Source organism: Stenotrophomonas sp. GD03777, from assembly GCF_029842485.1.
GTDB lineage: Bacteria > Pseudomonadota > Gammaproteobacteria > Xanthomonadales > Xanthomonadaceae > Stenotrophomonas > Stenotrophomonas sepilia.
On record NZ_JAOCGL010000160.1, the window covers coordinates 1 to 5,765 of the forward strand.

Annotated in this window: 6 protein-coding genes; 4 read left to right on the plus strand and 2 right to left on the minus strand. The window is 67.8% G+C overall.

All coding sequences use genetic code 11. The annotated features are described in order from the left end of the window. Window positions 1–741, minus strand: a 741-nt coding sequence (locus tag N5E02_RS19755; protein ID WP_279946652.1) for a TSUP family transporter, incomplete at its 3' end; no start/stop codon positions are given. 102 nt (window positions 742–843) lie between these two features. On the opposite strand from N5E02_RS19755, the gene N5E02_RS19760 reads away from it, so the two are divergent. After that, complete coding sequence (locus N5E02_RS19760) at window positions 844–1,236, plus strand: YchJ family metal-binding protein (RefSeq protein WP_032954755.1); 393 nt, start codon at window positions 844–846, stop codon at window positions 1,234–1,236. Window positions 1,237–1,239: 3 nt separating this feature from the next. Here N5E02_RS19760 and N5E02_RS19765 read toward each other — a convergent pair whose 3' ends face one another. Then, the gene (locus N5E02_RS19765) at window positions 1,240–2,520 is read right to left on the minus strand and encodes a GGDEF domain-containing protein (protein ID WP_053496752.1); all 1,281 of its coding nucleotides are present in this window, start codon (window positions 2,518–2,520) and stop codon (window positions 1,240–1,242) included. Window positions 2,521–2,686: 166 nt separating this feature from the next. Between N5E02_RS19765 and egtB the strand changes: the two genes are divergently transcribed. From egtB to N5E02_RS19780, 3 genes are all read left to right on the plus strand, one after another. Beyond that, window positions 2,687–3,958 (plus strand): ergothioneine biosynthesis protein EgtB, encoded by a 1,272-nt coding sequence (gene egtB, locus N5E02_RS19770; protein WP_065186601.1) that lies wholly within the window; start codon window positions 2,687–2,689, stop codon window positions 3,956–3,958. After that, window positions 3,955–4,929: an L-histidine N(alpha)-methyltransferase gene (egtD, locus tag N5E02_RS19775; RefSeq protein WP_065186600.1), complete on the plus strand. Its 975-nt coding sequence runs from the start codon at window positions 3,955–3,957 to the stop codon at window positions 4,927–4,929. The genes egtB and egtD overlap by 4 nt, the downstream gene beginning before the upstream one ends. Window positions 4,930–5,012: 83 nt before the next feature. Continuing rightward, window positions 5,013–5,765, plus strand: a 753-nt coding sequence (locus tag N5E02_RS19780) for a lytic murein transglycosylase (protein ID WP_279946653.1), incomplete at its 3' end; no start/stop codon positions are given.

A 5,765-nucleotide genomic window follows, 5' to 3' on the forward strand; every position in this document is an offset into this window, starting at 1 on the left:
CAGCACCACCACCAGCCCCACGAACAGCTTGCGGATGAACGGCGTGCCGCCCTTCAGCGCCAGGCGCGTGCCCACCACCGAGCCGATGATGTTGGCTGTGGCCATCGGCAGCGCAAACAACCACAGGATGTTGCCGGTCGGCACGAAGAACGAGATCGCCGCCACGTTGGTCGCCAGGTTCACCACCTTCGACGCCGCCGAGGCGCGCAGGAAATCCAGGCCGAAGAAGCGCACGAACAGGAAGATCAGGAAGCTGCCGGTGCCCGGCCCGAAGAAGCCGTCGTAGAAGCCGATCGCCGCACCGATCGCCAGCGCGATCACCAGTTCACGGCGGCCGATCTCCTGGGGCCGGTGCAACGCGCCGAAGTCCTTCTTCCACAGCGTGTAGGCCAGCATCGCGATCAGCAGCACCAGCACCAGTGGGCGCACCGCGTCCTTGGGCAGCAGGCTTACCGCAGTGGCCCCGGCGAAGGAGAAGATGAAGGCCGTGCCGGCCGCGAACAGTACCGGTTTCCACGGGAAGCGCACATTGCGCGCATAGCGCCACGCAGCCGCACCGGTACCGAACATCGAACTGAACTTGTTGGTACCAAACAGCATCGCCGGCGTCTGCTGCGGCAGCACCGTGAACAGGCCGGGCAGCTGAACCAGGCCACCGCCACCCACGGCGGCATCCACAAGACCGGCGATGAAGGCGATCACCACCAGCCACCACAACTCAGGGGGAACCAGATCCAGCACGGCGATCAATCAAGGTGGGGGCGCGACAGCATACGCCTGTCCTGCTCCAGGTGACTCCCGCCGCGCGTGCATCAATCCCTGCAACCCGGCGACAATGCCGGCATGAGTCGAAAATCCGCCGATCCCTGCCCCTGTGGCCTTCCCGCCGACTATGCCGCCTGCTGTGGTCGTTTTCATGCCGGTGAAGCCGCGCCCGATGCCGAGCACCTGATGCGTTCGCGCTACAGCGCGTATGTGCGGGGCCTGGCCGACTACCTGCGCCACACCTGGCATCCGGATACGCGTCCGGCCGAGTTGTCGCTGGGCGATGCGCCAGGCCAGCGCACCCATTGGTTGGGCCTGACCGTGCACGACCACGCGGTCACCGGCGCAGACAGTGCTGAAGTGCGCTTCACCGCGCGCTACCGCATCGGCGGCGGCAGCGCGGTGAGAATGACCGAGCACAGCCGATTCCGGCGCATCGACGGCCGCTGGTATTACCTCGACGCGGTCTGAGCCCTACGCACTGGATGCAGCCAGCAGGCGCTGGCCGCCGTGCGCGCGGACCTGGTTGCGACCTCCGTCCTTGGCCATGTACAGCGCCTGGTCGGCGGCCTTGAGCACTGCCGTCGGTCGCGGATCCACGCGGCTGTCGGCCAGCCCGATACTGACCGTCACCTGCACCACCTGGCCGGTGCCGCCGCGTCCGCGCTGCTGACGGCCAGCTTCGTCGTCACGGCTGCGGGTGCTGCGGTCGCGCAGTTGCATGCGGGTGTCCTCGATGCTCTGCCGCAGTGCTTCGACGGCCTCGATGCAGGCCGCCGCTGGGCGGTCCAGGAACACCACCGCGAATTCCTCGCCGCCATAGCGGAACGCTCGGCCACCGTCGCCGACACGCGCCAGCCGCGACCCCACCAGGCGCAGCACGTCGTCGCCGGTATCGTGGCCGTGGGTGTCGTTGAACGACTTGAAGTGGTCCACGTCCACCATCGCGATGCTGTAGGTGCCGCGCGCCCGCTGCAGGGTCTCGTTGAACGCCCTTCGCCCGGGCAGGCCGGTCAGCTCATCGCGGAAGGCCATGTGGAAGGATTCCTGCAGCATCGCGCCCAGCATCAGCAGCAGGGCGGCGCTGCTCAGCGCCGGCAGCAGTACCGGCTGCAGGAAGATCCGCGGCAACATCCACCACAGGCACAGCAGGGCCAGCAGCATCGCCGTGTGCAGTGGCCGCGGATGCCGCCACGCCTGCCAGCCCAGCGCTGCGCTCGCCAGCAGGAACAGCAGCGCCGGCAGCTGCGCCAGCGCATTCCAGTCGGCGGGAATCCAGGCCCAGTGACGGCTCGACAGCAGATCGTGCATGCCCTGCGGCTGTTGTGCCGCAAGCAGCAGGAAGATCACCAGGGCCGCGCCGCAGACCACGCTGCGCAGCAGCAGGTCCTGGCGTCGGCGTCCGCGTTCCGGCCACACTGCCAGCCCGGCAAACAGCAGCGGCACCCAGGCCGAGATTGCGTGGAAGCGCAACGGAGTCAAGGCGTCGACATGGCCGCTGCGCAGGTAGCCCCCGACGTCCCGGTGCAGCAGGGCGAACACCACCGCCACGACCAGCAGCAGGCACAACGTGCGTATCTGGTGGTAGAGCAGGGCCAGGCCCGCGCCGAGGCAGGCCAGCAGCCAGGGCAGGATGCGTTGGGCGGGGCTGGCCACATCCTCGGTGCCCAGTGCCATCCACAGCACCAGGACGACCAGCACGGCGGGCAGCACGAACAGGTAATGCGCAGGCTGGCGGAGTGGATGCAGGGGCACGCAGGAAGTCCAGTGCGGTGACGATGCGGCCGCAACACTGCCGTTAGCGGCGTCCTCACCCGCTTCTTGAACACGCGCTTCTTGAAAAGGTACGCCCGCAACCATGTGAATGGGGCAGTGTGCCGCCATGACGTCGCACTCACTGCACTGCGCCGATGCTGTAGGCATGGACAGCGTACCCACCGCCGTCGCTGCCCCGCAGCACGACCTCGCCCACCACTTCGCACGTGTTCGTGCCCGCAGCCTGCAGTTGGCCGCACCGCTCAGTGCAGAGGACGCCATGCTGCAGAGCATGGCCGACGCCAGTCCCAGCAAGTGGCACCTGGCCCACACCACCTGGTTCTTCGAACGCTTCGTGCTGGCAGGATTCGCCAGTGCGCCGGCGCGTGATCCAGCCTGGGACTATCTTTTCAACAGCTACTACAAAAGCATCGGTCCGGCGCACGCGCGGCCGCAACGCGGTCTGTTGTCGCGGCCCTCGCTGCAGCAGGTGCGCGACTACCGCCAGCAGGTCGATGCACAGGTGCAATCGCGACTGGCGGCAGGCGACCTTGATGAGCAGGCGCTGCAGCACCTGCAGTTGGGCCTGCAGCACGAACAGCAGCACCAGGAACTGCTGTTGACCGACATCAAGCATGCGTTCTGGTGCAATCCGTTGCAGCCAGCCTACCGTGATGACCTGCAGCCTGCCACCAGCGCTGCCAGTGCGCAGGGCTGGATCGAATCACCCGAACGCATCATTACCATTGGCGCCGCAGCCTGGCCGCAGCACACCGCCTTCGCCTACGACAACGAATCGCCGCCGCACCGCGTGCTGCTGGCTGCACACGCACTGGCAGAGCGTCCCGTCAGCAATGGCGAGTACCTCGTCTTCATCGAGGCTGGCGGCTACCGCGAGCCGCGCTGGTGGCTGAGCGAAGGCTGGGCGTTGCGCGAAGCCGAGGGCTGGCAGCACCCGCTGTACTGGGACGATGCCCTGCAGCGCGAGTACACCCTCGGCGGTTGGCGAGAACTGGACCCGCATGCGCCGGTCTGCCATCTCAGCTATTACGAGGCCGATGCCTGCGCCCGCTGGGCTGGTGCGCGCCTGCCCAGCGAGTTCGAGTGGGAAGCCGCCGCTGCGTCGCAGCCCCTGCGTGGCCATTTTGCCGACGACGATCAGCTGCACCCTCGGGCGGGGCAGGGCAGTGGGCTGCGGCAGCTGTTCGGCGATGTATGGGAATGGACCCACAGCGCGTATGGCGCCTATCCGGGCTTTCGCCCTTTTGCCGGCAACCTCGGTGAATACAACGGCAAGTTCATGTGCGGGCAATGGGTGCTGCGCGGTGGCAGCTGCGCCACGCCGCGTGGCCACGTGCGTGCCAGCTACCGCAACTTCTTCATGCCCCCGGCGCGTTGGCAGTTCTCCGGGCTGCGCCTAGCCAGGGATCTCGCATGAGTACGGTGCAGGACGCGCTGCAGGCGCTGACCGATCTCACTCCCGGCCGCCAGCAGATCCTTGCCGACGTGGTGGCCGGGCTGTTGCGCACGCCCCGCCAGCTGCCGTCCAAGTACTTCTACGATGCACGCGGCTCGCGCCTGTTCGAGCAGATCACGCATACTCCCGAGTACTACCCCACGTGTACCGAGCTGGCCCTGCTTTCACGGGTACTGCCGGACATCGCCCGAAGCGTCGGGCCGCACCTGCACGTGGTGGAGCTGGGCAGCGGCAGTGGCCGCAAGACCGCGTTGCTGCTGGCCGCCCTGCACGACCCGGTGGCCTACACGCCGATTGAAATCTCGCGTGCCGCGCTGCTGTCCAGCATCGACCATCTGGCCCCGGCGCTGCCCGAGGTGGAGATGCTGCCGGTCTGTGCCGACTTTACCCGTCCCGTCGCCGTACCCATGCCCGAACGCGAACCCGCGCGACGGCTGCTGTTCTTCCCGGGTTCCACGCTGGGCAACTTTGAAGGCGAGGACGCGGTCGCGCTGCTGCGCGCGATGCGCCAGACCATGGGGCGTGATGGCCTGGCCCTGGTCGGCATCGACCTGCACAAGGACCCGGCGTTGATCGAGGCGGCCTACAACGATGCGCAGGGCGTCACCGCCGCATTCACCCTCAACCTGCTGGCCCGCCTGAACCGCGAAATCGGCAGCGACTTCGATCTCGATGGCTTCCGTCATCGTGCACGCTACAGCTCTGCGCGGTTGCGCATCGAGACCGATCTGGTCAGCCAGCGGGCACAGGACGTCCACCTGGATGGCCGCATTTTCCACTTCGCCGCCGGTGAACCCATCCGCGTCGAGTACAGCCACAAGTACACCGATGACAGCTTCGACGCGCTGTTGCGGCAGGCGGGCCTGCAGGTGGCGCAGCGATGGGATGCCGAAAGCCCCGCCTATGGCCTGCGCTTGCTGCGGCGCGCCTGAGGTGGTGGCCAGCCGGTGCCCCTTCAGGTTCGGCGGCATCGCTACCCCTAAGATGGCCGTGCAACGGCAACACGGAGGACGCCATGCCTGTTCTGACCACGCTCGGCCTGGCGGCCGCCCTTGCGTCGAACCCGACGCTGCCTGCGGCTTCGGCCGCCAGCACCGATCCGGCGTTCAGCCGCTGCTTGGCGGGCCTGCAGGCCACCGCCGCGACCCAGGGCATCGGCGCCGACCGCTTCAACGAGATCACCGCCGGGCTCACCCCGGACCCCAGCGTGCTCGGCCTGCTCGATGCACAGCCCGAATTCACCACGCCGATCTGGGACTATCTGGCCGCGCTGGTTGATCGCCAACGCGTCGCTGATGGTCGCGCCCTGCTGCAGCAGCACCGCGACCTGCTCGATCGCGTGTCGGCCCAGTATGGCGTCGATCCGGCCACCATCGTCGCGGTCTGGGGCGTGGAGAGCGACTACGGCCGCGTGTTCGGCAAGCGCCCGCTGCTGCAGTCATTGGCCACGCTGTCGTGCGCCGGCCGCCGCCAACCTTTCTTCCGCGGTGAGCTGCTGGCGCTGCTCACGCTGATCGACCGCGGCGACCTGCAGGCACAGGGGCTCACCGGCTCCTGGGCCGGTGCCTTCGGGCACACCCAGTTCATGCCCAGCACCTATGCACGCATCGCCGTGGATGGTGATGGCGATGGCCGCCGCGATCTGGTCGGCAGCATTCCCGATGCACTGGCCTCCACCGCCAACTATCTCAAGCGTGCCGGTTGGCGCAGTGGCGAACCATGGGGCATGGAGGTGCGTGTGCCCGCCGGCTTCAACGCCAGCCAGGCC

What these genes read in the sequence shown, in the direction of transcription:
- egtD (WP_065186600.1), top strand. Translation starts at nt 3,955, where the DNA reads ATGAGTACGGTGCAGGACGCGCTGCAGGCGCTGACCGATCTCACTCCC.
- egtB (WP_065186601.1), top strand. Translation starts at nt 2,687, where the DNA reads ATGGACAGCGTACCCACCGCCGTCGCTGCCCCGCAGCACGACCTCGCC.
- N5E02_RS19760 (WP_032954755.1), top strand. Translation starts at nt 844, where the DNA reads ATGAGTCGAAAATCCGCCGATCCCTGCCCCTGTGGCCTTCCCGCCGAC.